The organism is Streptomyces sp. V3I7 (assembly GCF_030817495.1).
Taxonomy (GTDB): domain Bacteria; phylum Actinomycetota; class Actinomycetes; order Streptomycetales; family Streptomycetaceae; genus Streptomyces.
The window spans coordinates 2667088-2690919 of sequence record NZ_JAUSZK010000001.1; the positions used below are offsets into that span (position 1 = coordinate 2667088).

The window sequence follows — 23832 nt, forward strand, 5'->3', positions numbered from 1 at the left end:
ACTACGAGTGCGTGCGCAGCAGCGTCCGCATCGTGCGCATCGCCACCGACAGGTTGGCGAGGTCGAAGGAGTCCGACCCGCGGATCTCCTCCAGGGTGGTGCGGGCCCGGCTCAGGAGCGGCGCGTTGCGCTCCTCCCAGGCCGTGAAGCGCTGCTCCGGCGTCGAGGTGCCGTTGCCGACGGCGAGGACGTCGGCGGTGAGCGCCGCGTGAGCCGCGTAGAGGTCCTCGCGGATCGAGGCGCGGGCCATGGACGACCAGCGGTCGGTACGGGGCAGCTCGATGATGCGGTCCATGAGTTCGGCGATTCCGAGGCGGTCACCGAGGTCGTAGTAGACCTCGGCCACGTCCAGCGGCTCCTTGCCCATGCGGTCGGCCACCGAGACGATGTCGAGCGCCGGGAAGGCCGAGGAGAACCCGGCCACCCGGGTGGCCAGCTCGTCCGGGACGCCCGCCGCGGTCAGCTCGTCGTGGATCCGCTCGTACCACTCCAGGTCCGCGCCGCGCAGCAGCTTCGGCAGCTCCTGCCAGACCTGCTCGACCCGCTCCGAGAAGAAGTCGACGGTCTCGGAGAGCTCCAGCGGCTGCGGCCGGTTGTTGAGCAGCCAGCGCGTGCCGCGCTCGACCAGACGGCGCGAGTGCAGCCGGATCCGGGTCTGGACCTCGGCGTCGACCTTGTTGTCGAGGTCCTCGACCGCGTCCCACACCGGGGCGGAGCGGAAGATGGCGCGCGCGGCGGTCTGCGCCCGCACGATCTCCTCCAGCGACGCGCCGGTCTCCTCGCGCAGCCGGTGCAGATAGGTCGTACCGCCCGTGTTGACCGTGTCGTTGACCAGCACCGTCGTGGTGATCTCGCGGCGCAGCGGGTGGTTCTCGACGCCCTCGGCGAACCGTTCACGCAGCGCGGTCGGGAAGTACGCGTGCAGCAGGGTACGCAGGTACGGGTCGTCGGGCAGCGAGGTGTGCAGCAGCTCCTCGGCGACCGTGATCTTCGTGTACGCCAGCAGGACGGCCGTCTCCGGGCCGGTGAGGCCCTGGCCCTGGCCGAGCCGCTCGCGGATCTGACGGTCGGCCGGCAGGAACTCCAGCGCCCGGTCGAGGCGGCCCTCGCGCACCAGGTGGCGGATATAGCGCTGCTGGGCGTGGAGCATGTCCTTGGACTGGGCCAGCGCGTTGGCGATCGCCGTGTTCTGCGCGTAGTTGTTGCGCAGGACCAGGGCGCCGACCTCGTCGGTCATCTCGGCGAGCAGCTTGTTGCGCTGCTTGACGGTCATGTCGCCGTCCGCGACCAGGCCGTTGAGCAGGATCTTGATGTTCACCTCGTGGTCGGAGGTGTCCACGCCGGCGCTGTTGTCGATCGCGTCGGTGTTGATCCGGCCGCCGTGGCCCGCGAACTCGATGCGGCCGAGCTGGGTCAGGCCCAGGTTGCCGCCCTCGCCGACGACCTTGACCCTGAGGTCCGCGCCGTCGACGCGGATGGGGTCGTTGGCCTTGTCACCGGCGTCCGCGTTGGACTCCGCGGAGGCCTTGACGTACGTACCGATGCCGCCGTTCCACAGCAGGTCCACCGGGGCCTGGAGGATCGCCTTCATCAGGTCGGCCGGGGTCATCTTGGAGACCTTCTCCTCGATGCCCAGCGCCTCGCGGATGTGCGCGTTGACCGGGATCGCCTTGGCGGTGCGCGGGAAGATCCCGCCGCCCGCGGAGAGCAGGTCGGTGTTGTAGTCGGCCCAGCTGGAGCGGGGCAGGTCGAACAGGCGGCGGCGCTCGACGTAGGAGGTGGCCGCGTCCGGGTTCGGGTCGATGAAGATGTGCCGGTGGTCGAAGGCGGCGACGAGGCGGATGTGCTCGGAGAGCAGCATGCCGTTGCCGAACACGTCACCGGACATGTCGCCGATGCCGACGACCGTGAAGTCCTCGGCCTGCGTGTCCACGCCCAGCTCCCGGAAGTGCCGCTTGACGGACTCCCAGGCGCCGCGGGCGGTGATGCCCATGCCCTTGTGGTCGTAGCCGGCCGAGCCGCCGGAGGCGAAGGCGTCGCCGAGCCAGAAGTCGTACGACTGGGCGACCTCGTTGGCGATGTCCGAGAACGTCGCCGTGCCCTTGTCGGCCGCGACCACCAGGTAGGTGTCGTCCTCGTCGTGCCGGACGACGTCCTTCGGCGGGACGACCTCGCCCGCGACCATGTTGTCGGTGATGTCGAGCAGCGCCGAGATGAACGTCTTGTAGCTGGCGATGCCCTCGGCCAGCCAGGCGTCCCGGTCCTCGCTCGGGTCGGGCAGCTGCTTGGCGACGAAGCCGCCCTTGGCGCCGACGGGCACGATGACGGTGTTCTTCACCATCTGCGCCTTGACCAGGCCGAGGATCTCGGTACGGAAGTCCTCGCGCCGGTCGGACCAGCGCAGGCCGCCGCGCGCGACCTTGCCGAAGCGCAGGTGCACGCCCTCGACGCGCGGCGAGTACACCCAGATCTCGTACGCCGGGCGCGGCGCGGGGAGGTCGGGGATCGCCTGCGGGTCGAACTTCATCGACACGTAGTCGTGCGGCCGGCCGGCCTGTGTCCGCTGGAAGAAGTTGGTGCGCAGGGTGGCCTTGATGACGGTGAGGAAGGAGCGCAGGATGCGGTCCTCGTCGAGGCTCGCCACCTGGTCCAGGGCGAGGTCGAGCTCCTCCAGGAGGGCGTCGACGATCTCGTGCCCGGCGCTCTGGCGCTCCGGCGACATCCGCGCCTCGAAGAGCGAGACGAGCAGCCGGGTGGTGTGGACGTTGTTGCGGAGGGTGTCCTCCATGTAGTCCTGGCTGAAGGTGGAACCGGCCTGCCGCAGATACTTCGCGTACGCGCGCAGCACCATCGCCTGCCGCCAGGTCAGCCCGGCGCCGAGCACGAGGGCGTTGAAGCCGTCGTTCTCCGCCTTGCCGGTCCAGGTCGCGGCGAAGGCCTCCTGGAAGCGCTCGCGGCCGTCGTCGCCTAGGTAGTCGCCGTTGGCGCCGGCCAGCGCCTTGGGGATGCGCAGACCGAAGTCGTAGATCCAGGCACTGGTGCGGTCCGAGCAGCGCAGCTCGTACGGCCGCTCGTCGATCACCTCGACGCCGAGCCGGTTGAGGACCGGCAGCACGGCGGACAGGGAGACGGCGCCGCCCTTGCGGTAGATCTTGAAGCGGCGCTCGTCGGGGCCGGCGCCGACCGGCTCGTAGAGGCTGAGCGAGAAGTCGTTGCCCTCCTCGTCGCTGAGCCGCTCCAGGTGGACCAGGTCGGCGACCGCGGCGCGCGGGCTGTGGTCGGCCTTGTACCCCTCGGGGAAGCCCCCGCCGTAGCGGCGCAGCAGCTCGGCCGCGCGCTCCTCGCCGCACTCGGCGGTGAGCGCCTCGGCGAAGCCGTCGGCCCAGGAGCGGGCGGCCTCGACGAGACGGGCCTCGATGCGCTCCTTGTCGGCGTCGGACAGCTGCGGCAGCTCGGTGCCCTGCGGCACCCGGACGACGAAGTGCAGCCGGGAGAGAACCGATTCGGTGTTCCAGGCCGTGAAGTCGACGCTGGTGCCGCCCAGTTCCTCCTTCAGGATGTCGATGATCCGCAGCCGGACACCGGTGGTGTAGCGGTCGCGGGGGAGGTAGACGAGGGCGGAGTAGTAGCGGCCGTACTCGTCCTGGCGCAGGTACAGCCGCAGCCGGCGGCGCTCCTGGAGGTACAGGACGGACGTGACGATGGGGCGCAGTTCGTCGGCGGTCGTCTGGAAGAGCTCGTCGCGCGGGTAGGTCTCCAGGATCTGGAGCAGGTCGCGGCCACCGTGGCTGTTGGGCGAGAACCCGGCGCCCTTGAGGACCTCCTCGACCCTGCGCCGCACGACCGGCACGCGGCGGACCGACTCGGTGTACGCGGCGGAGGAGAACAGGCCCAGGAAGCGGCGCTCGCCGATGACGTTGCCGTCGGCGTCGAACTTCTTCACGCCGATGTAGTCGAGGTACGACGGCCGGTGCACGGTGGCGCGGCTGTTGGCCTTGGTGAGGACGAGCAGCTTGTGCTCGCGGGCCTTGGCGCGGGCGTCGGCGGAGAGCCGCTCGAACGACGGGGTGACCGGATGGAGGTCGTCACCGGCGTGGTGCGGGTCGGAGCGCAGGATGCCGAGGCCGGTGCCGGGCACGGCGGCGAGGGTGTCGTCCTCGCGCAGCTCGTACTCGCGGTAGCCGAGGAAGGTGAAGTGGTCGGCGGACAGCCAGCGCAGCAGCTCGCGGGCTTCCTCGGCCTGCGGCCGGGGCAGATCGGCGGGCAGCGGCTCCTCGCCGAGGCCCTCGGCGATCCGCAGCGCCGCGTCCCGCATCTTCTCCCAGTCCTCGACGGCCTCGCGGGCGTCGGACAGGACGCGGAGCAGATCGGCGGTGATCTGCTTCAGGTCGGCGCGGTCGGTCTCCCGGTCGATCTCGACGTGGATCCCAGGACTCGACGTGCGCGTCGTGCGGGAGGTCGGCGCCGTTGGCCGGGGTGGGCAGCACCTCGATGAGCTTGCCGGTGAGATCGCGCCGGACGACGAACTGCGGGTGGATGACGACGTGGATGCCGCGCCCCTGCCGGGTCAGCTCGTTGCTGACCGAGTCGACGAGGAAGGGCATGTCGTCGGTGACGACCTCGACGACGGTGTGGCTGCAGGTCCACCCGTTCTCCTCGACCGTCGGGGTGTGCACCCGGACGTTCGCGGTGCCCTGCGGGCGCGTCTCAGCGAGGCGGTAGTGCGAGAGTGCGGCTCCGAAGACGTCGACCGGGTCGCGGCCTTCGAGGTCCTCCGGAGCGGTGTGCAGGTAGTAGCGCCGGAGGAACGCGAGTACGGACTCCTGGTCCGCGGTCTCCGGCGTTCCCGGAGCGCCCTCACTCGTCGTCCCAGTCGGTAGGTGCCCCCCGACCGGGCTGTTCTCAGCTACCCGGGCGGCCCTCTCGAGCAGCTCGGCCTTGGCTTCGTCCAGCTTGGTCTGCATTGTCCTCTGGCTCCTGTCGCGCGCCGTTGCGTGACGTAGAAGGAAGTACGGTCTCTTCCCCTTCGGCGTAACGCCACGGCCCGGGGTCTCCGGTCTGTTTCGACGCTATGCCGCGAGGTGGGATGAGCGGGGAGTATTCAGCCATTCTCGACACGCCCGAGGGGTGTGACGCCGTTCTCCATGACGTCGGCACCCGGGACGGACGCGGTGCCTCGGGAATCCTTGCGGCCCCGTCCCGCCCGCGAAGACCAGCGACCGCCGCCCGGTCACGGATGTCGTCCGTGCTCTCCGGGCGCAGGGCAGGGGCAACGCTGCCCCCGCGAGATATCGCGCTGATCACGCCACCAGGCTATCGCCCCTCACCCCAGGACCGTCATGAGCCGTATGTGTACAAAACCGGGGGTAGAACTTTGACGTTCTGCACAGGGACGAACACGCCTCGCACGGCGTATCGGCCGGCGGCCGGAACCAGGCTTACGAACGGCCGGAACCGGTGGCGCGACCCCTCGGCGGCGCGGCACGCTGGAGGCACGTCGCCCCCGGCGCGGCCGCTGCGCGTGGCGCCGCACCGCACCGCACCGCACCGCACCGCACCGCACCGCACCGCACCGCACCGCACCCGGCCGATGTACGCCCGCCCGAGAGGAGCCGCCCGCCATGCCCCCGAAGGTTCTCATCGTCACCGGCGACGCAGCGGAGTCCCTGGAGGTCATGTACCCCTACCAGCGCCTCCGCGAGGAGGGCTACGACGTCCACATCGCGGCCCCCGCCCGCAAGCAGCTCCGCTTCGTCGTCCACGACTTCGAACCCGGCTTCGACACGTACACCGAGAAGCCCGGCTACACCTGGCCCGCCGACCTCGCCTACTCGGAGGTCGATCCCGGGGAGTACGCCGCCGTGGTGATCCCCGGCGGGCGCGCGCCCGAGTACCTGCGCAACGACCCGGAGCTCCGCAAGATCCTCAAGTCGTTCTTCGACGCGGACAAGCCGGTCGCCCAGATCTGCCACGGGCCGCTGCTGACCGCCGCGACCGACAGCCTGCGCGGACGCCGGGTGACCGCCTATCCGGCCCTGGAACTCGACATGCAGGCGGCCGGGGCCACCTTCCAGGACACCGAGACGGTCGTGGACGGCTCGTTGGTGTCCGCCCGCGCCTGGCCGGACCACTCGGGCTGGATGCGCGAGTTCCTGAAGGTGCTGCGTGCCAAGGCGCCGGTGGACTCGCCGGTGGACTGAGCCGCCGCGGCTGACGCCCGAGCGGCCGGCCGGGTCACGCCGCCAGCCGCTCCGCCTCCGCCACGGCCTGCTCCAGGGTGTCGACCACGGGGACGCCCACGCCTTCGAGGCTGGCGCGGCTGTGCGAGCCGCCGGTGTACAGCACGGCCTGCGCCCCCACATGCCGCGCCGCCAGCGCGTCGTCCGCGGCGTCCCCGATCACCACCGTGCGCGCCGGCTCGGCCACGCCGGCGAGCTCCTCCAGATGGCGCACCATGTGCACGGCCTTGCTGCCGCCGGAGGGCCCGGTGCGTCCGTCGACGCGTATGAAGTGCGGCTCTATCCCGAACTCCCGGACCAGCGGCAGGAGTTCGGCATGCCCGTACATGCTGAGCAGCGACTGGCTGTTCCCCGCCGAACGCCAGCCCGCCAGCAGGTCGGCCGCCCCCTCGGTGAGCCCGCACCGGAGCCGGTGCTCGGTGTAATGCCGGTGGAAGACCTCGTCCATGGCCTCCCACTCGGTGTCGGTCGGCATCCGCCCCAGCAGCCGCTCGTAGAACCTGGGCACCGGCACGCAGTACAGCGACCGGTACCGCTCCAGCGTGATCGGCTCCATCCCCAGCTCGGCGAACGCGGCGTTCGTCGCCCCGATGATCGCGTCGTTGTCGTGGAACAGCGTGCCGTTCCAGTCCCAGACGATGTGCGCGCTTCCGTGCATCCCCATGGAAAAACGGTACCCGCTGCCACTGACAGTCAGGCGTCGGGGCAGGTCAGGGCGGTGTGAGGGGTCAGCTCGGGCCGCCGGCGGGCCGGGTCAGGGGTGGTCGACCAGGTTGGGGATCTCCTGCGTGGCGTACCACAACAGGTCGTGGTCCTCGGCGCCGTCCACGACGAACTGCGCGTCGTCGTCACCGGCGTCCGCCGCCGGGAGCGCCTCGGCCGCGGCGGTCACGTCCTGCTCCGCGTCGGCCCCGTCGACGTGCACCGCGGCCGCCTTGGCCAGCGGCACCGGTCCGGCCACGCGCACCTCGCCCAGCGCCGCCGGGTCGAGGCCGCGGTCCGGGTCGGCCGCGGCGGCACGGTCGGGGACGTCGACGGCGACGACGACCCGTCGCCGCGGGGCGTCCGGGTCCGCCGCGAGCAGGCGGACGGAGGCGAGCCCTGCACGGTTCAGCGCGGCGTACTCCAGCTCCTCGATGTCGTCGGAGACGTACCACTCGCGCAGCGCGGGCGTCACGGCGTACGCGACGAACGGGCCGGCCCCCAGCTCGCCCGTCCTGTGCGCCTCGGCGAGAGCGGGGAGGGTCAGGGGGACGTAGACGCGCATGGCCGCCGCTCTCTTCGTGGTCGAACTGCTCGGACGGCCTTCAGGATACGTGCGGGCGTCCCCTTTCGGGTCCCCGGCCGCACCCCCTGCCACGTCCACCTCACGCCCCACAACTCACCCGGTACCGCCCTGCCTCTTCGGGGTTTCCCATGCCCCCGGTCACCCTGATAGGTGAACTTCCCGGGGCCTCCGACGCGGGCGACGCCTTCCTTGCCGCCGTCCCCCGCGGCCCCGTACAAGATCCCCACCAGGAAGTTACCGCCCGGTATCCGCCGGGCCGGCCGAACGGGGACTCCCATGCACAAGGTCATGACCAGGACCGCATCCCACGCCCGCCCGGGCACCCGCCCCCCGACCCGCCACGACTCCCGCCGTCCGGGCGGCTCGACACCCAGGACGGCGACGACGCGCGCGGCGGGTGCGGCGGGGGCCGGCACGGCAGGTACGGCGGGGGCCGGCACGGCAGGTACGGCGGGGGCCGGCACGGCGGCATCGGCCCGTGGGGCGGCGCCCGCGCCCGCCAGGGCGCCCCGGCCGACCGACCTCTTCGCCGACCGTCTGCTCGCCGTCCTGAGCGGTCACCGGCCCGTCCACTGGATGCTCCGGCACACCGCGGGCCGCGCCTACGACGAACTGGCCCGCCTCGCTGAACGCGGCCCGCTGCGCGCCCGTGGCACCCGTCCCGTCGTCCGTGACATCGGCTACTTCGTCCCGCGGCAGGGCGCCATCGAGGCCTTCGCCCGCATCGGCGCGGGCGACCAGTTGCGCGCCATGGCGTTCCGCCTGGAGCTGGGCCCGGACCTCCGCTGGCGCTGCACGGCGGTGGAACTGGGCGGCCCCCGGCCACCCCGCGAGGAGTAGCCCCCTCCTGGGCTTTCTGAGCCTCCTGAGCCTCCTGAGCCGAGGATCAGCCCCGCCTGCCCCCGAGCCGGCGGCGCGTATGTCGAAGGGCCGGGCCCCCTTCTCCAGGTGGCCCGGCCCTCCTCAGCCCTCACGACGCCGCTGCCGGCGTCGGTCGCTCACTTCTTGCGGCGGCGGCTCTTCGCCTGCTTGCGGCGCTCGGCGCGCGTGAGGCCGTCGGCCTCGGAGCGGACCGGCTCCTCGTCGTCGTAGGTGAAGTCACCCTCGACGAGGCCGCCCTCGCCGTCCACCTTCGCCGCAGAGAAGTGCATGCCGCGCCGCTGCGGGGCCTCCAGGCCCTTGGCGCGGATCTCCGGACGGGCGCCAGCCTGGGCCGGCACGGCGTCCTGCGGGACCTTCTCCAGCGACGGCTCCTCGGCCTTGACCTCGACCTCCTCGACCTGCTGCTCGACCTGGACCTCCAGGTTGAACAGATAGCCGACGGACTCCTCCTTGATGCCCTCCATCATCGCGGTGAACATGTCGAAGCCCTCGCGCTGGTACTCGACCAGCGGATCCTTCTGCGCCATCGCGCGCAGGCCGATGCCCTCCTGGAGGTAGTCCATCTCGTACAGGTGCTCGCGCCACTTGCGGTCGAGGACCGACAGCACGACCCGGCGCTCCAGCTCACGCATGATCTCGGAGCCGAGCTGCGTCTCGCGCGCCTCGTACTGGTCGCGGATGTCCTCCTTGATGGACTCGGCGATGAACTCGGCGGTCAGACCGGCCCGGTCCCCGGCCGCGTCCTCCAGCTCCTCGATGGTGACCTTCACCGGGTACAGCTGCCGGAAGGCGCCCCACAGCCGGTCCAGGTCCCAGTCCTCGGCGAAACCGTCGGCCGTCTCGGCGCCGACGTACGCGTCGATCGTGTCGTCCATGAAGTGCTGCACCTGCTCCTGCAGGTCCTCGCCCTCCAGGACGCGGCGCCGCTCGCCGTAGATGACCTCGCGCTGCCGGTTGAGCACCTCGTCGTACTTCAGGACGTTCTTACGCGTCTCGAAGTTCTGCTGCTCGACCTGCGACTGCGCGGAGGCGATCGCGCGCGTGACCATCTTGTTCTCGATCGGCACGTCGTCCGGCACGTTGGCCATGGACATCACACGCTCGACCATCTGGGCCTTGAACAGCCGCATCAGGTCGTCGCCCAGCGAGAGGTAGAAGCGGGACTCGCCCGGGTCGCCCTGACGGCCGCTGCGGCCGCGCAGCTGGTTGTCGATACGACGCGACTCGTGCCGCTCGGTGCCCAGAACGTACAGGCCGCCGAGCTGCTCGACCTCGTCCTTCTCGGCCTTGACCGCGAGCTCGGCGCGCTCCAGGGCGGCGGGCAGGAACTGGGCCCACTCCTCGATGTGCTCCTCGGGGTCGAGGCCGCGCTGGCGCAGCTCCGCCTCGGCGAGGTCCTCGGGGTTGCCGCCGAGCTTGATGTCCGTACCACGGCCGGCCATGTTCGTGGCGACGGTCACGGCACCCTTGCGGCCGGCCTGGGCGACGATCGTCGCCTCACGGTCGTGCTGCTTGGCGTTCAGCACCTCGTGCTGGATGCCCCGCTTGCTGAGCTGCTGCGAGAGGTACTCGGACTTCTCGACCGAGGTGGTGCCGACCAGGATCGGCTGGCCCTTCTCGTGCTTCTCGGCGATGTCGTCGACGACCGCCTGGAACTTCGCGACCTCGGTGCGGTAGATGAGGTCGGACTGGTCCTGACGGACCATCGGGCGGTTGGTCGGGATCGGGACCACGCCGAGCTTGTAGATCTGGTGGAACTCGGCGGCCTCGGTCATGGCCGTACCGGTCATTCCGGAGAGCTTGTTGTAGAGGCGGAAGAAGTTCTGCAGGGTGATCGTGGCGAGCGTCTGGTTCTCGTCCTTGATGTCCACCCCTTCCTTCGCCTCGATCGCCTGGTGCATGCCCTCGTTGTAGCGGCGGCCGGCGAGGATACGGCCGGTGTGCTCGTCGACGATCATGACCTCGCCGTCGATGACGACGTAGTCCTTGTCCTTCTTGAAGAGCTCCTTCGCCTTGATGGCGTTGTTCAGGTAGCCCACCAGCGGCGTGTTCACCGACTCGTAGAGGTTGTCGATGCCCAGCCAGTCCTCGACCTTGGTGACACCGGACTCGTGGATGGCGACCGTGCGCTTCTTCTCGTCGACGTCGTAGTCGCCGGTCTCCTCGATGCCCTTGAGTGGGTTGCCCGCCTCGCCCTTCTTCAGGCGGGTGACCAGCTTGGCGAAGTCGCCGTACCACTTGGTGGCCTGGTCGGCCGGGCCGGAGATGATCAGCGGCGTACGGGCCTCGTCGACCAGGATGGAGTCGACCTCGTCGACGATGGCGAAGTTGTGGCCGCGCTGGACGAGTTCGTCCTTGGACCACGCCATGTTGTCGCGCAGGTAGTCGAAGCCGAACTCGTTGTTCGTGCCGTACGTGATGTCGCACTCGTACTGCTCGCGGCGCTGGGCCGGCGTCATGTTGGCCAGGATGCAGCCGACGCTCAGGCCCAGGAACTTGTGGACGCGGCCCATCATCTCGGAGTCGCGCTCGGCCAGGTAGTCGTTGACCGTGATGAGGTGGACGCCGTCGCCGGACAGGGCGTTGAGGTACGCCGGCAGCGTGCCGACGAGGGTCTTGCCCTCACCGGTCTTCATCTCGGCGACGTAGCCGAGGTGGAGGGCCGCACCGCCCATCATCTGCACGTCGTAGTGGCGCTGGCCGAGGACGCGCTTGGCGGCCTCGCGAACGGTGGCGAAGGCCTCGGGGAGCAGGTCGTCCAGGCTCTCACCGTCGGCGTAGCGCTGTTTGTACTCGTCGGTGAGGGCTCGCAGCTCGGCGTCGGAGAGGTTCACGAAGTCCTCTTCGATGGAGTTGACCTGGTCCGCGATGCGGTGCAGCTTGCGCAGGATCTTGCCTTCGCCTGCACGCATGATCTTCGAGAGGACGGACACGGGGGCTGGTCTCCTTGCCGGTCGGGCCTGGGACGGTCGGTTTCCGTTTGGCTTACTGAGCAACGGCCATCGTATGCGAGGACCCCGCCGTGCCGGGAGGCCTGGCGGTACGACGGCCGTCGGCTGCCGATTCACCGCTCGTTTCGTTCGGACATCCCGTCAACGGGACATCCAAAGTGACAACGGCCGGGACGCGCGGATAGTGCCGCGCCGCTGCCGGGAATTGCGCGAAATGTGATCGCGCGCCGCCCCGCCGGGCGCCCTGATGCGGCCGCTTCCGATCCGTCCGGTAAACGGCTGGCAGTCTCCCGGACCGCTGAGCAGAATCGGCCGATGGAACCCGTCACGCTCACCACCAGCCGTCTCCTGCTGCGCAGCCCCGGTCCGGCGGACGCCGAGGCCGTGCACGCCGCCGCCCAGGACCCGGAGCTGGCGCGCTGGATCCCGCAGTTCCCGTCGCCCTACCTGCGTGAACACGCCCGGGGCTTCACCGAGCAGGCGGTCCCCGACGGCTGGGCGCACGACTCGATGTTCACCTTCGGGCTCTTCCTCCCCGAAGGGGAGGACCTGGTGGGCATGCTCGGCATCACGATGCGCGCGTTAGGCGTGGCGGAGATCGGCTTCTGGGCCGCGAAGGAGCACCGCGGCCACGGCTACGTCGCCGAGGCCACCGGGGCCGCCGCCCGCTGGGCCTTCGCCCGTCTGTCCATCGACCGCATGGAATGGCGCGCGGAGGTGGGCAACCGAGCCTCCCGCGCGGTCGCCGAACGCACCGGATTCACCATCGAGGGCACCCTGCGCTCCGCCATCAACAACAAGGGAGTACGCCGCGACTGCTGGGTGGGCTCACTGCTGCCGTCGGACCTGGGGCTGCCCTCGACGGCCCCCTACCTGCCGACGCCGGACGACCGGCTCTGAGCCCTGCGGCGATACCGCTCTCATATGCCCGAAACCGCAGGTCAGGCCCATTGTCAGTGCCACGGCCTATCGTGCGGACACATGACGACCCCGCGCTCCGCCCTCACCCTCTCCGCGGACGACGCCCGCCGCATCGCCCTGCGGGCGCAAGGCTTCCTCGGCATCCCCGACCGTCGCGCGGGTGTCCCCGGCGTCCTCCGTCATCTCGGCGCTGTGCAGCTCGACACGATCTCGGTCCTCGCCCGCTCGCACGAGCTCATCCCGTACGCCCGCCTCGGCGCCGTCGGCCGCAGGACGGTCGAGCACTCCTACTGGAAGCCCGCGCCCTCGGCCCGGCCGCACGCCTTCGAGTACTGGTCGCACGCCGCCTGCATCCTGCCCGTGGAGGAGTGGCCGCACTTCGCCTTCCGGCGCCGCGCGTACCGCAACCGACCGCACTGGAACCACGAGCTCCCCGACGGCGCGTACGAGCAGGTCGTCAAGCAGCTCCGCGCCGAAGGCCCGCTCACAGCCACCCAGTTGGGCGGCGCGAAGAAGACCAGCGAGTGGTGGGACTGGTCCGGCACCAAGGTCGCCGTGGAGCGCGCGCTGATGTACGGCGAGGTTGTCTGCGTGGAGCGCCGCGGCTGGAAGCGGGTGTACGACCTCGCCGAGCGCGCCATCCCGGAAGCGCTGCTGCACGACGAACTGGACGACACCGAGTGCCTGCGCCGACTGATCCGCCTGGCGGGCCGGTCCCTCGGAGTCGGCACGCGCGCGGACATCGCCGACTACCACCGCCTCAAGGGCGAGCAGGTGGACGCGGTGATCGCGGACTCGGGTCTGGTCCCGGTCACGGTGGAGGGCTGGGGCAAGCCGGCCTGGGCCGACCCGGAGGCCCTGCGAACACCACCGCGCGGCCGCCACCGCACGACGCTGCTGTCCCCGTTCGACTCCCTGATCTGGGAGCGGGCACGCACGGAGCGGATCTTCGGCTTCACCCACCGCCTGGAGGCCTACGTCCCCAAGTCCAAGCGGGTGTACGGCTATTTCGCGATGCCGGTTCTGGCGGGCGGCCAGCTGGTCGGCCGCGTGGATCCGGCCCGCGAGGGCCGCACGCTGGTGGCCAAGCAGGTCACCCTGGACGGCGCGAAGGCGGTTCCGGCCACGGCCCAGGCCCTGGTCGAGGCGGCCGGCTGGGTCGAGTGCACGGACGTACGCGTGGAACGCGTCGACGCCCCCGAACTCCGCGAGCCCCTCATCCGGGAACTCGGCCGCCTCCTAGGCTGACCGTCACCGGATCTCGAGGATCTTCTCCCGCATCGCATAGACCACGGCCTCCATCCTGGAGTGCAGCTGAAGCTTCTCCAGGATGTTGCGCACATGGTTCTTCACGGTGTTCTCGGAGATGAACAACTCCTTGGCGATATCACGGTTGTTCATCCCCGTGGCCACGAGTTTGAGCACCTCGAGTTCGCGGTCGGTGAGCCGCGGCGCCGGCACCAGCCGGCGCTCGTCGGTGCGCTGGATCATCGACTTGAACTCGGTGAGGAGTTTCGACGCCATGGAGGGGCTGATCTGCGACTGCCCGTCGGCCACGGCGCGAATGGCCGTCGCCACCTCGTCGGTGGAAATCTCCTTGAGGAGATAACCGGTCGCACCGGCCTTGATCGCGTCGTAGAGGTCGGCCTCCTCGTCACTGATCGTCAGCATGATGATCTTCGCGCTGGGGGCGACCTCCTTGATGGAGGTGCACGCCTCGATCCCGCCCCGCTTGGGCATCCGCACGTCCATCAGGACGATGTCGGGCAGCAGGTCGGCCGCCTTGTCGACGGCCTCCGCGCCGTCCCCGGCCTCGCCGACGACCTGGATGTCCTCCTCGGCGGCGAGCACGATCTCCAGTCCACGACGGAAGAGCGCATGGTCGTCCACGACCAGCACTCTGATCGGCTCCTTGCGTTCCGAGCCCGTGTCCGGGCCCATGCCGACGACGTTGTCGTCGTCGTCCGCGTCCCGCATCGGTCCGAAGCTGTCCGCCATGGTTCCTCCCCCTGAAGGCTGCGGCCTGTGGTCCGTGCCATCGCCAACCCAAGGCAGCGGCCCACCCGTTGGCCCGCTGCGGCCATGATTTCATGCCCGGCCGACACTGGGGTGACAGAGCGGGGCGCGAAGTGGTGGCACGCCGGAACCCCTGGAGCGCACCCGCGCTCCCAGGGCACCGGTTACCTCAGTCGTCGGCCGGGCGGTCAGCCGCCCAGCGTGCCGCCGCTCGCAGGGGCCTCCACCTCGGCGACCATCGGGTCCGTGCTGAGGTGGATGACGCCGTAGTCGTACGCGTGCCGCCGGTAGACGACACTCGGTTCCTTGGTCTCGGAGTCGACGAACAGATAGAAGTCGTGACCGACCAGTTCCATCTCGTACAGGGCCTGGTCGAGAGTCATCGGGGCGGCGACGTGGGTCTTCTCGCGGACGACGAGGGGCCCTTCGCCCTTCACCTCCAGCGAACCGATCTTCTTCGTCGGTACGCTGTCCGCCTCTTCCTCCTCGACCGGGTAGCCGTTTCCGTTGAGTGTCGCCACGCCCGGCACGTGGTCGGGGACCTCCGCGGCCGAGATCCGGCGTGAGCCACGCCGCGAGAAGCGCTTGTCGTGCTGCTTGCGCAGTCGGGCGTCCAGCTTCTCCGCGGCCATGTCGAGTGCCGCGTACGGGTCGCTGGCCGCCGCCTCCGCCCGGATCACCGGACCGCGGGAGCGGAGCGTGATCTCCACTCGATCGCAACGGTCGGCCTGTCGGGGGTTGGGCTCCTTGGACACCTCGACGTCGAGGCTCATCACCTTGCCATCGAGCTTCTGGATCTTCTCCAGGTTCAGCTTGTCGGCCACGTGCTTGCGGAACCGCTCGGGCACCTCGGTCTTGCGGCCCTTGACGACGATGTCCACGCAGAACTCCGTTCCCGGATCGCTCCGCTCCTGTGGCGGAGCATCTCCCTTTTGCACCCGGTTCCGGTGAAGCCCGGAACCTCGGACTCGGTGACGTCCACCTCCTCCTCCCCCACGGGCAAGTTCTCCACCCCACCAACACGAGTGATTACGGGAAACCCGTAGCACGCATTCAGGTTTGGGAGGTATGGCCTGCGCCTTTCCCTCACACCCGAACATATCTCGCCCGGACGGATGTCGTCACCCTCTACTCTGGCGTACCTCCATTCAGGTGAATTGGCTCGCTCACTATCAGCAACGATGCACGCTTGCGATCAGTTCCGGTTTATTTCGAAGGAATCCAGCGGCGCCGCGACCACTCCCGCGCAGATGATCTGCCGGCCGGGGGTCGCCCATGCCATTCCTGATGCGCCACCTACACGGTTTCCCTTCTCTTGCCTCGGGTCCGCCGTCTGTTCCTCCTTTCCTTCCCGAGTTGCGCGGACGTACACAGCTGTCTCTCGGGCCTCGTGCGCGACAGCCGTGCGCACCGCCCGCGCCGCCTCCGCGAGCGAGGCGCCGGTCGTGACGAGGTCGTCGACAAGCACGACCTGACCGCCGGCCAGCAGCCCCGCCCCGCCCGGCACCACATCCAGGGCGCCCGCCAGGTTGTCCCAGCGCTGCCGGGAGCCGAGCCCGGACTGGTCGGCCACCGCCCGCCGCTGGCGCAGCACGGCGGCCACCCGGGCGGGCGTCCCGGTCCGGCGCAGCTCGGCCGCCGCCGCGAGCGCGATCCGCCGCACCGGGTCGTGCCCGCGCGCCCGCACGGCCCACGGCGCGGAGGGCACCGGGACGAGCAGCGCGGCCCCGCCGACGTCACCACGCCCGGCACCCGCGCCCCGTACACCGAGCGCCGCGCGCACCGCTCCCGCCAGAGCCGTGCCCAGAGGTCGCGCGAGCGCCAGCGCACCCCGCTCCTTGTGGGCGAGGAGAGTCGCCCGCACCTCGTCCGCGTACGGTGCCGCCGCGTGCACCGACGGCAGACCGGGCGGTTCCGGCACCGGTCGCACCCGGCGTGGTGCGGCCCCGCTCAGGGCGGCACGGCACTCGGGACAGAGCACCGTGCGAGGCGTCCCACAGCCTCCGCACTCAGCCGGCAGCACCAGGTCGGTGAGGTCCTGCCACCAGCCCCGCATGGCCACCACTGTGCCAACGCCGGAGCGGCCCGGCCACCCCTGTGGAAAAGTCCCTGTGGACAACTCGACGCGAGGTGTCACGGCCGTCACTCACACGAGTGCGGCGGCCGCCGGGCGTACTCCGGAGGACTGGGCACTCACCCCGGATAGACCGGCGCCGACCCCGACTTGACCACCTTCTGCCACTGCGCGCCGGACGGCAGTCGCACGATCCCGTCCTCCGAGTACGCCACCAGCGGCACCCGGTCGTCATCGGACGCGGCGATGGCGCTCACCCCGTTGGGCGCCGCGGGCGCGGGCCCCTCGGGCGTGGAGCCGTCGACCTCGACGTACCGCATCTGCTGGACGCCGCCGTGCTCACGCCCGACGACCACGAGCCGGCTGTCTCCGGCCCACGACATGGCGGTGACCTGTTCCAGTCCGGGGGTCGCGGAGTGCAGTTCGAGGACCGCCGGGCCCTCGCCTGCCTTGTCGTCCCGCTCGATCCGTCCGATGAGCAGCGACTGCTTGTCGTCCTTCTCGACGACGAGCGCCATTCGCACGCCGTCGGCGGCCACCCGCACGTCCTTGATCCGGCCGGGCAGGTCCGGGGTGCGCACCGTCACCGGACGGCCCGTGCCCTGCTTCAGCAGGAACAGCTGCGGGTGGCGCGGGTCGCGGTCGGCCACCCACAGATCGCCGCGGGCGTCCCAGGTGGGCGCGGTCAGCCGGTCGCGCTCGTCGGCGCCCTGGCTGACCAGGACGGGGTCGCCGAGCGAACCGCCCGCCGCCATCGACGTGACGTACAGGGACCTGCCGTCGCCGCTCACCCCGGCCGCGGTGTGCTCGTCACGCGAGACCGCCGCCGACCGCAGCGCCTTGAGCCCCTCGCCCAGCGCGCCCGGCACCGGGAGTGCCTCCGTGTTCGCGTCGGCTCCCCCTATCCGGACCAGCCGCTGCTTGCTGTCGAGGAAGTACAGGTATTCGGGGTGCCGCGCGGAGCCGCGCCAGGCGACGGCGTCGGCCCGCTGCTCGGTGACGTCGCACAGGGTGCCGCCATCGGGCCCCTCGAGCTTGACCGAGTCCAGCGTGGGCGTGAGGTTCTGCAGCGTGAACAGCAGCTGGGTCGCCATCTCGGAGCACTGCGCCGCCCCGACCCGCGCGGCCCTTCGGTTCAGCGGCACCGTCAGCCGGTTCCGGTCGTCCGGCGCCAGCGACGTGGTGCCCTTCCGCAGCGCCGTACCGGTCGGGAAGCTCGACCGGACCACCGGTCCCAGCCAGCTCGTCGGCCCGTCGAGCAGCGAGCGCACGGTCTGCGTCATCGAGTCGATGCGCTTGCGTACGAAGACGGGGTCGGCTACGGCCACGGGCTGCCCGGTCGCCCCGACCGACGTGTTCGAGGCGAAGTAGTACTTGTCGACCGAGGTGTAGTTGCGCTGGAAGTCCGACTTGCCCATGACGACGCCCTCCGGCAGCGCGTCGATGCGCCACTGCCGGGTCGCGGGGTCGCGGACGAGGTGGATCTTGTCGCTGTACGCCCCCTCGGCCGGCTCGTACGCCTGCCGATCGTTGACGGTGGCGACCCTGGTGCCCGCCAGCGTGTACGTGAGGTTGTCCCGGTCCTCCCGGTCGCCCGCCAGGGGGTCGAGCTCGGTGCTCGGACCGTCGGCGAGCACCGTCGTGGACCGCTCGGGCCGCCACTTGCGCGCGGCCGCGGGCGTCAGGTACTTGCGAGCCGTGTCGTAGTGCGGATCGTCGCTGGTCAGGGCCTCCAGGAAGCCCTGCACGATGTCCGCGTGCGAGGCGTCCTCGCGGGGCGGCACGGCGAAGACCCGCACCTGCGTGTCCTGCCGCGGCGTGGACTCGACGTCCCGCAGGTCTCCGCTGTCGGGCATCGAGGCGCACCCGGCCAGCAGTACGACACCGCAGGCGGCGTAGGCCACCGCGCGCATCGGGCGCCGCACGCCCCCGTCGCGGTCAGCGCCCACGAATTGCCTCCCCTGATGTTCCGGATGTCTGCGAGTCCTCCTCCGGCTCGGCGGCCGGAGCGGAAGCCTCGTCGCGCGCCTCGTCGCGCGCCGCGTCGGCGGGCTCGTCGGCGGGCGGGTCGTCCTGGCGCCGGACGCTCCCCGTCGGCCGGGGCACCACACGGGCTCCGTTGCCGGGCAGGGCGGTCGGGTCGGCCGCGGGCGTCCGCTGCGCCATCGTGGTGCGCGGCGGCAGCGACGGCACCTGGCCGCCGGTGGACTGCGCCGGCACCGTGGCCCGCTTGTCCTCGCCCCCGCTCGGCAGGCCGGCGTCACTGAGGCCCCGGTTGCGCCGCGAGTCCTTCGGCTCCAGCGGTATCGGCGAGCCCCGCAGCGGCTCGTCCGCGGTCCGCGGCAGCGTGAGCCGGAACTGCGAGCCGCCGCCCGGCTCGCCCCAGGCCTGGAGCCAGCCGCCGTGCAGGCGGGCGTCCTCCAGGGCGATGGACAGGCCCAGACCCGTACCGCCCGTGGTACGCGCGCGTGCCGGGTCGGCGCGCCAGAAGCGGCTGAAGACGCGGGTCGCCTCGCCGGGCTTGAGCCCGACGCCGTAGTCGCGCACCGCGACCGCGACCGCGCCGCCCGCCGCGGCCAGCTTCACCACGACGTCCTTGCCCTCGCCGTGCTCCACGGCGTTGACGACGAGATTGCGCAGCACCCGCTCCACGCGCCGGGCGTCCGCCTCGGCGACGACGGGCTGCTGGTCGCCGCGGACGCGGATGCGCGTGCCCTTGCGCTCGGCGAGCGGTGCGGCCCCGCTGACGACGCGCCGGACGACCTCCCTGAGGTCGATCGGCTCGGCTTCCAGCGCCGCCGCGCCCGCGTCGAAGCGGCTGATCTCCAGCAGGTCCGCGAGCAGCGACTCGAACCGGTCGAGCTGGTCGGCGAGCAGTTCGGCGGACCGTGCGGTCACCGGGTCGAAGTCCTCGCGCGCCTCGTGGATGACGTCGGCGGCCATCCGTACGGTCGTCAGCGGCGTGCGCAGCTCGTGCGACACGTCGGAGACGAACCGCCGCTGCATCCGCGACAGCTCCTCCAGCTGCTGGATCTTCAGCTGCAGGTTCTGCGCCATCTTGTTGAAGGCCTCGCCGAGCCGCGCGATGTCGTCCTCGCCGGTGACCTTCATCCGCTCCTGCAGGTGCCCCGCGGACAGCCGCTCCGCGATCCCGGCCGCCATCCGCACGGGCGTGACGACCTGCCTTACCACGAGCCACGCGATGGCCCCGAGGAGGACGACGACGAAGAGGCCGGCGGTCGCGAGTGTGCCCTTGACCAGGCTGAGGGACTTCTCCTCCTGCGTGAGCGGGAAGAGGTAGTACAGCTCGTACGGGTCGCTGTTCGGGTCGTTGACCTGCTTGCCGATGACCAGCGCGGGCGCGGACTCCTTGCCGTTGCTGTAGACGACGCGCGTGTAGCTCTGGGCTGCCGTCGTACTGCCGCCGACCCGCGCGCGGAGGGTCTCCGGCACGCTGGCGGACGGGTCGACGTATCCCGAGCCGCGCGGGCTGCGGCCGCCGGCACTGTCGTCGTCCGCGGGGAGGGTGACGACCTCGAAGGCGCCCTGGCCGCCGTTGCCGTTGGAGAGGTACTCGACGAGGTCGCTCATCCACTGGATGACGTTCTGCGACTGCTGTCCGTCCACGGCCGCGGTTTCGTCACCGGAACCGGACGCGGCCTCGTCCGCCTTCTGCCGGGCCGCCGCGAACCCGCCGGTGGCCTGGCTCTGCGACGCCTTCACCTTGGCGTCGAGCAGGCCGTTGCGCACCTGGCCGATGACGACGAAGCCCAGCAGCAGGACGACGCCCAGCGACATCAGCAGCGTCGTGACGACGACCTTGAGCTGGATGTTGCGCCGCCACAGCCGCATGACCGGCAGCAGCGGCCGGCGCACCCAGCGGGCGAACAGGCGCAGGACCGGGCTGCCCTGGACACCGCCCTCGAGCAGTCCGCTCTCGAACAGGCGGCTCCAGCGGACCGCCGCGCTGCCCCGGCCGACAGGCCGCCCCGGCCCTGCCCCGGGCGCACCGGGGCCCGAAGCGGCACTGTCCACGGGCATGTCAGCTGGGTCCGGCCTTGTAACCGACGCCGCGAACGGTCACCACGATCTCCGGCCGCTCCGGGTCCTTCTCGACCTTGGAACGCAGCCGCTGGACGTGCACGTTGACCAAGCGGGTGTCGGCGGCGTGCCGGTAACCCCACACCTGCTCCAGGAGCACCTCGCGGGTGAAGACCTGCCACGGCTTGCGGGCGAGCGCGACCAGCAGGTCGAACTCCAGCGGCGTCAGCGCGATCGACTGGCCGTCCCGCTTCACGGAGTGCCCGGCGACGTCGATGACCAGGTCGCCGATGGCGAGTTGCTCCGGCGTGGGCTCCTCCGACCTGCGCAGCCGCGCCCGTATGCGGGCGACCAGCTCCTTCGGCTTGAAGGGCTTCACGATGTAGTCGTCGGCACCCGACTCGAGGCCGACGACGACGTCGACGGTGTCGCTCTTGGCCGTGAGCATCACGATCGGCACGCCGGACTCGGCCCGGATCAGGCGGCACACCTCGATGCCGTCCCGGCCGGGAAGCATCAGGTCGAGCAGCACGAGATCGGGCTTGGTCTCACGGAACGCGGCCAGCGCCTTGTCGCCGTCGGCTACGAAAGACGGCTCAAAACCTTCACCACGCAACACGATGCCGAGCATCTCGGCCAGTGCGGTGTCGTCGTCGACGACGAGGACTCGTCCCTTCATAAACGACATCATCCCATTCTCGTAACAGTGACAGTGGTGCTGGTGAGCAGGGTCACTGGCCTGTGACGATAGTCGTATCGGGCCGTCACTGTCTGCCCGCGTCCACCGCACTGCTCATCGGTGCCCCGGCGGCCCGGGGCACCGACCGTGCCCCTAGCCGATCGTCACCTGCCCCGCCTGGGCGCAGACCTGCGCGAGCGCCTCGGCCGTCACGGGCGACACGGCGCCCTCCTCGGTGACGATGGCGGTCACCAGCTCGGGCGGCGTCACGTCGAACGCGGGGTTGTACGCCTGCGTCCCGAGCGGCGCCACCGGGACCCCGCCTCCCGCGCCGGCGCCGGGCACCTGGGGTGTCCTCAACTCGGTCACCTCGGAGCCGGGGCGCTGCTCGACCTCGATGGACGCCCCGTCCGGCGTGTGCGGGTCGACCGTCGTCACCGGCGCGACCACGATGAACGGCACATGGTGGTAGCGGGCGAGCACCGCGAGGGGGTAGCTGCCCACCTTGTTCGCCACCGAGCCGTCGGCCGCGATCCGGTCCGCCCCGATCACCACCGCGTCCACCTCGCCCGCCGCGAACAGCGACCCCGCCGCGTTGTCCGTGAGCAGCGTGTACGCCATGTCGTGCCGCGCCGCCTCGTACGCCGTGAGGCGGGCGCCCTGGAGCAGCGGGCGCGTCTCGTCCACCCACAGGCGCCGCAGCTGCCCGGCCCGGTGTGCGGCGAGCGCCACGGCGAACCCGGTGCCCTCCCCGCCCGACACCAGCGCCCCGGAGTTGCAGTGGGTCAGGATCCGGTGACCGCCGCCGGGCAGCAGCTCGCCCAGCAGCGCCAGTCCGTGCGCCGCCATCCGGGCGCTGGCCTCGGCGTCCTCGCGGTGCAGCTTCAGCGCGGCGTCCAGTGCCGCCGCGGCCGCCTGCCGCGGGTCAGCGCCCTGGGTGATCGCGGCCCGGTACGCGGAGCGGGCCCGGTCGACGCCGACGGAGAGGTTGACCGCCGTGGGCCGGGCGTCCCGGAGCGCACTCGCGGCCTCGTCCACGTCGAATCCGCGCGCGGCGGCGAGCGCGACCCCGTACGCCCCCGCGATGCCGAGCAGCGGCGCCCCGCGCACCGCGAGCGACTGGATCGCCTCGACCAGCGCGGACGCGTCCGTGCACACCAGCTCGACTTCCTCGGCCGGCAGCCTGGTCTGGTCGAGAAGGATCACTACGGGACCTTCGGGCGGTTCCTCCCAGCGGATCACCGGTATCACGGTCGGTCGCTTGTCCTCGCCAGGTTGTGCGTCCTGATCAGCCATGCGGTCAGTCTGCCCGGTATCAGGCGGACAATTGAAGGTGCACAGCCCCTACCGCGGCAGGTCTCCTGGCGACCACCCCATGGCACGATGGCAGCCGACCTGCCGCCGCGACGGCGCACGGGCACCGTGAAGGAGCTTCGATGAACGACACTCCGGGTTGGGCCTCGCCCGGATCCGCCTCGTCCGGCGGACGGGAACCCGGCGCGTCCGGACCCGCGGAACAGCCGGACCAGGAACCCCAGAACACCGGCTCCAAGTGGTCCAAGGAACAACCACCCGCGGGCCAGTGGTCCGCGCCCACCGGCACCCCGGACGAGGGCCCGACGCCCCAGCCCCCGCCGCCCGGTCCCGGCTGGGGCAGCCCCGGCGGTCACGGCGGCCACGGCGGCCACGGGAGCGGCGGACAGGGCGGCCCGGGTGGGTACGGACCGTGGGGCGGCGGCTGGGGCGGTCCTCCGCCGGCGGCCAAGCCCGGCGTGATCCCGCTCCGCCCGCTCAGTGTGGGCGAGATCCTCGACGGCGCCGTGACCACCATGCGCACCTACTGGCGCACGGTCCTGGGCATCTCGCTGGCCGTCGCGGTCTTCACGCAGATCCTGGTCGTCCTCTTTCAGGGCTTCTTCCTGAACGACACCGCGAACCCGGCGGCCGTCACGGACCCGAGCACCGCCCTCAGCGAGATGGGCCAGGCCGTCGGCGAGTCCCTGGCCGGCTCCGCCGTCGTCTCGCTGATCTCCCTGATCGGGACGGTCATCGCCACCTCCCTGCTGACGACGGTGACCAGCCGTGCGGTGCTCGGCAAACCCGTGAGCACTGGTCAGGCCTGGCGCGACGCACGCCCGCAGATCCCCAGGCTGTTCGGCTTGATCTTCCTGCTGGTCCTCATCGGTGTCTGTGTGGTGGGGTGCGGCGCGCTGCCCGGCATAATCGCGGCGGCAGCGGGCGCGGGTGGCACCACCGTGGCCCCTCTGCTGGCCGTGGGCATCCTCGCCGGCGGCGTCGTCGCACTGTGGCTCATGATCCGCTTCTCGCTGGCGTCGCCCGCCCTGATGCTGGAGAAGCAGGGCATCCTGAAGTCGATGAGCCGCTCGGTCAGGCTGGTCAACGGCTCCTGGTGGCGGATCTTCGGCATCCAACTGCTCGCCGGGGTCATCGCGAACATCGTCGCGTCGATCATCGTCCTGCCCTTCGCCGCCATCGGCATGGCCCTCAGCGGCGACGGCTTCGCCAGCTACCTCGACGGATCCGGCGGCATCGGCTGGACGTTCCTCATCATCAGCGGGATCGGCGCGGTGATCGGATCCATGATCACATTCCCGATCACCGCGGGCGTGACCGTGCTCCTCTACATCGACCAGCGCATCCGCCGCGAGGCCCTCGACCTCGAACTGGCCCGCGCCGCCGGTGTCCAGGGCTACGGGACCGGCACCACTGCGGGGAGCTGA

15 protein-coding genes and 1 pseudogene are annotated in these 23832 nt (G+C 71.1%); 5 read left to right on the forward strand and 11 right to left on the reverse strand.

The features are described from left to right. Position 1 precedes the first annotated feature (1 nt). Positions 2 to 4964 (reverse strand): annotated as a pseudogene (locus tag QFZ74_RS12400) (NAD-glutamate dehydrogenase). A 657-nt stretch (positions 4965 to 5621) separates the two neighbouring features. On the opposite strand from QFZ74_RS12400, the gene QFZ74_RS12405 reads away from it, so the two are divergent. Beyond that, positions 5622 to 6200, forward strand: a complete 579-nt coding sequence (locus QFZ74_RS12405; protein WP_307620871.1) for a DJ-1/PfpI family protein — start codon at positions 5622 to 5624, stop codon at positions 6198 to 6200. Positions 6201 to 6234: 34 nt separating this feature from the next. Here QFZ74_RS12405 and QFZ74_RS12410 read toward each other — a convergent pair whose 3' ends face one another. After that, entirely contained in the window at positions 6235 to 6903 is a 669-nt protein-coding gene (locus tag QFZ74_RS12410; RefSeq protein WP_307620872.1) for an HAD family hydrolase, read from the reverse strand. Positions 6904 to 6993: 90 nt separating this feature from the next. Further along, the gene (locus tag QFZ74_RS12415; protein ID WP_307620873.1) at positions 6994 to 7506 is read right to left on the reverse strand and encodes a hypothetical protein; all 513 of its coding nucleotides are present in this window, start codon (positions 7504 to 7506) and stop codon (positions 6994 to 6996) included. 297 nt (positions 7507 to 7803) lie between these two features. Here QFZ74_RS12415 and QFZ74_RS12420 point away from each other — a divergent pair, with 297 nt between their 5' ends. Further along, positions 7804 to 8367, forward strand: a complete 564-nt coding sequence (locus QFZ74_RS12420) for an Rv3235 family protein (RefSeq protein ID WP_307620874.1) — start codon at positions 7804 to 7806, stop codon at positions 8365 to 8367. Between the two features lie 158 nt (positions 8368 to 8525). Here the strand turns inward: QFZ74_RS12420 and secA are convergent, their stop codons facing one another. Beyond that, on the reverse strand, positions 8526 to 11342 hold the full coding sequence (gene secA / locus QFZ74_RS12425) for a preprotein translocase subunit SecA (RefSeq protein WP_307620875.1): 2817 nt from the start codon (positions 11340 to 11342) through the stop codon (positions 8526 to 8528). 333 nt (positions 11343 to 11675) lie between these two features. Between secA and QFZ74_RS12430 the strand changes: the two genes are divergently transcribed. Both QFZ74_RS12430 and QFZ74_RS12435 read left to right on the forward strand, forming a co-directional pair. Next, the gene (locus QFZ74_RS12430) at positions 11676 to 12260 is read left to right on the forward strand and encodes a GNAT family N-acetyltransferase (RefSeq protein WP_307620876.1); all 585 of its coding nucleotides are present in this window, start codon (positions 11676 to 11678) and stop codon (positions 12258 to 12260) included. Positions 12261 to 12341: 81 nt separating this feature from the next. After that, positions 12342 to 13529: a winged helix-turn-helix domain-containing protein gene (locus QFZ74_RS12435; protein WP_307620877.1), complete on the forward strand. Its 1188-nt coding sequence runs from the start codon at positions 12342 to 12344 to the stop codon at positions 13527 to 13529. Positions 13530 to 13532: 3 nt separating this feature from the next. On the opposite strand, the gene QFZ74_RS12440 is transcribed toward QFZ74_RS12435, so the two are convergent. The 7 genes from QFZ74_RS12440 to mtnA form a co-directional block, all read right to left on the reverse strand. Further along, a complete protein-coding gene (locus QFZ74_RS12440) occupies positions 13533 to 14279 on the reverse strand; it encodes a response regulator transcription factor (RefSeq protein ID WP_307620878.1) in 747 nt (248 codons plus the stop codon). Positions 14280 to 14485: 206 nt separating this feature from the next. Further along, positions 14486 to 15178, reverse strand: a complete 693-nt coding sequence (gene hpf, locus QFZ74_RS12445) for a ribosome hibernation-promoting factor, HPF/YfiA family (RefSeq protein ID WP_307620879.1) — start codon at positions 15176 to 15178, stop codon at positions 14486 to 14488. Positions 15179 to 15492: 314 nt separating this feature from the next. Beyond that, positions 15493 to 16353, reverse strand: a complete 861-nt coding sequence (locus QFZ74_RS12450) for a ComF family protein (RefSeq protein WP_307620880.1) — start codon at positions 16351 to 16353, stop codon at positions 15493 to 15495. Between the two features lie 137 nt (positions 16354 to 16490). Beyond that, a complete protein-coding gene (locus QFZ74_RS12455; RefSeq protein ID WP_307620881.1) occupies positions 16491 to 18320 on the reverse strand; it encodes an LpqB family beta-propeller domain-containing protein in 1830 nt (609 codons plus the stop codon). Next, entirely contained in the window at positions 18310 to 20412 is a 2103-nt protein-coding gene (gene mtrB / locus QFZ74_RS12460) for an MtrAB system histidine kinase MtrB (protein WP_307620882.1), read from the reverse strand. The genes QFZ74_RS12455 and mtrB overlap by 11 nt, the downstream gene beginning before the upstream one ends. 1 nt (position 20413) lies before the next feature. Continuing rightward, a complete protein-coding gene (mtrA, locus tag QFZ74_RS12465) occupies positions 20414 to 21103 on the reverse strand; it encodes a two-component system response regulator MtrA (RefSeq protein WP_307620883.1) in 690 nt (229 codons plus the stop codon). 141 nt (positions 21104 to 21244) lie between these two features. Continuing rightward, positions 21245 to 22387 carry an S-methyl-5-thioribose-1-phosphate isomerase gene (mtnA, locus tag QFZ74_RS12470; protein WP_307620884.1) on the reverse strand — a complete coding sequence of 381 codons (1143 nt, stop codon included), beginning with the start codon at positions 22385 to 22387 and terminating at the stop codon, positions 21245 to 21247. 140 nt (positions 22388 to 22527) lie between these two features. On the opposite strand from mtnA, the gene QFZ74_RS12475 reads away from it, so the two are divergent. Continuing rightward, positions 22528 to 23832 (forward strand): hypothetical protein, encoded by a 1305-nt coding sequence (locus QFZ74_RS12475; protein ID WP_307620885.1) that lies wholly within the window; start codon positions 22528 to 22530, stop codon positions 23830 to 23832.